The sequence below is a fragment of the Lyngbya sp. CCAP 1446/10 genome (genome assembly GCF_026130175.1).
In the GTDB taxonomy this organism is placed as follows: domain Bacteria; phylum Cyanobacteriota; class Cyanobacteriia; order Cyanobacteriales; family Microcoleaceae; genus Microcoleus.
In genome coordinates this window covers 1-2,233 of sequence record NZ_JAIGNI010000127.1, presented here as the reverse complement: position 1 = coordinate 2,233, position 2,233 = coordinate 1, and the positions used below count along the sequence as shown (strand labels likewise).

The window sequence follows — 2,233 nt, the reverse complement described above, 5'->3', positions numbered from 1 at the left end:
AAATATCTCGATATTTTTGAGCTTGGGAGATTCTAATAATAATTCTCTGTAATTCACTGTACTGGTTCTCTTTTTTGTACACGATACCTAGTTTACCTCTTGTCCTGCCTTAAGTAAACCGTATTGCATTAAAATCATCAAACAAGCCAAGACAAAGGGTGTAGAAGAAGAGTGGAAAAAAGAACTATGCCCACTCCCCATTCCCCATTCCCCACTCCCCTCACTTGTCTCCGCACCGGAAGAACCGAATCAAGCTGTCCAACTCACCGAAAAACGAGCGGGAAGCCCCTGGCTTTAGACATGGGGAGGAACGCGGCAGCGGTTTCAACACATTCGACTGCGCTCAGTGACCGCCGCCTTCAATATTTTTTGGAACTGGTTGTTTTGCAGGCATACTTTAATCTGAAATCAAGCATATTATGCTAATATAAACCAAGGAGGAAAACAGAATGTATGGATGCCAGCAAAATCTAATTAGTCCAGACAAAGATTTGAAAGCAGTCTTAGAATTCTTGTGTAGTGAATCCTCAAAGTTAATTAACTGTGGGACTTATTATGCCCGACAACTATTCTTCAAAACCGGAAGAATACCGAGTAGAGCTAAGCTGCATAAAGTTTTAGGAACTGACAATCAAAACATTCATTACAAATCTTTCTATTCAGATACCGCACAGCAGATATTAACTAGCGTTGCTGAATCTTTCCAATCCTATTTTGGTCTACTGACTGGACTCAAAGAAGGGACGGTGATGCAACAACATCCAAGACTTCCTGGATACAGGCAAAGCGGATTAGCACTTGTAACATTTACAGGTAGATCGGTCAAATTAAAAGATGGAATGTTGCGATTTCCTTTAGGGAGCAAAGTTAAAGCTTGGTTTGGCATAGATGCGTTTTATTTGCCCATGCCGTCTAACTTAGATCATTCTTCTATTCGAGAGTACAGGATTTTACCCAGAAACGGATGTTTCTATCTGGAATTGGTTTACCAAAAACCAACTGTCCAATCCGATGTGAACGCTGACTCTGTATTGATGATCGACCACGGGATGGACAACTGGATCACTTGTGTCAGTAATATTGGCACTTCATTCATCGTAGATGGGAGGCATCTCAAATCCATCAATCAAGGCTACAACAAACGAGTCGCAACCTTGATGTCTGGAAAAAACAATGGATTCTGGTCGAAAAGACTGGAACGGCTGACCGAAAGCAGAAATAGAACAATGCGGGATGCAGTTAATAAAGCCGCTCGTAAAGTCATCAATCATTGTGTATCGTCCAAGATTGGTACAATTATATTTGGCTGGAACAAGAATCAGAAAGATTCCATAAATCTGGGTAGAAAGACCAATCAAAAATTTGTGCAGATTCCCACGGGTCGGTTAAAAGATAGAATTGCTCAGTTGTGCAAGCAGTACGGAATCAAATTTATCGAAACCGAAGAATCCTATACCTCGAAAACTTCTTTTCTAGATGGTGACGAACTGCCTAAAATCGGCGAAAAACCCGAAGGGTGGAAAGCTTCTGGAACGAGAGTTAAACGTGGATTATATCGGACTGCGAATGGGTGGCTAATTAATGCAGACTGCAATGGTTGTGCAAATATTGGACGTAAAGTAGCAACAATGCTTAGACTCGATCTAAGTGGAGTTGGTAGAGGTGACTTGTCAGCACCTGTAAGACTTAAATTGTGGTCTTATGAATCCCCGTCCCTTTAGGGCTGGGGAGATGTCAATTGGGCTCTGCAATGCGACTCTATCAGCGGTTGTGTTACTCCGCTAACCTTGGCAAGTCGGGCTCAAGAACTCTCTGACGCGATCGCTCTGGGTGAGCAAGAACTACAGCGATTTAGAGACACTCTCAAAAAACTCAAACTTGCGCCAGCTATTGCTTGTCTCCAAATACCTCTTAATTTTTAATGCCTGTAACCATTTTGTCTGTGTCGCAAGCCATTGCCGCTTTGCGACACTCCTACCCAGTAACTAAGCCACTTGAAGCGATTAAGTTTCTCAGACAAACGCTCAATAGCGCTCAACTTCTCAATCTTTACCAGCACTTTTTTTCAACTGAATTTGCTACCAGTACCAGTTCTATTTACTCGGATACTCCTGATAATCATAGCCCCCGCGAATTAGAATTTTTCCGTCTTCTTGACAAAACAGAACTGTAAGGATTCAGGTCTAAGATTGGGGAATTAAAGAAGGCATAAATAAGTCACAAAAATGGGCAG

At 42.0% G+C, this 2,233-nt stretch carries 2 protein-coding genes; both read left to right on the top strand.

Annotated elements, in window-relative coordinates:
- The first annotated feature begins 449 nt into the window (after positions 1–449).
- Complete coding sequence (locus K4039_RS26550; RefSeq protein WP_265239497.1) at positions 450–1,721, top strand: transposase; 1,272 nt, start codon at positions 450–452, stop codon at positions 1,719–1,721.
- Between the two features lie 200 nt (positions 1,722–1,921).
- Positions 1,922–2,173, top strand: coding sequence for a hypothetical protein (locus K4039_RS26545; protein WP_265239496.1), 252 nt, complete (start codon positions 1,922–1,924; stop codon positions 2,171–2,173).
- Positions 2,174–2,233 lie beyond the last annotated feature (60 nt).

Coding starts and splice junctions, on each gene's coding strand:
- K4039_RS26550 (WP_265239497.1), top strand. CDS start 450: ATGTATGGATGCCAGCAAAATCTAATTAGTCCAGACAAAGATTTGAAA.
- K4039_RS26545 (WP_265239496.1), top strand. CDS start 1,922: ATGCCTGTAACCATTTTGTCTGTGTCGCAAGCCATTGCCGCTTTGCGA.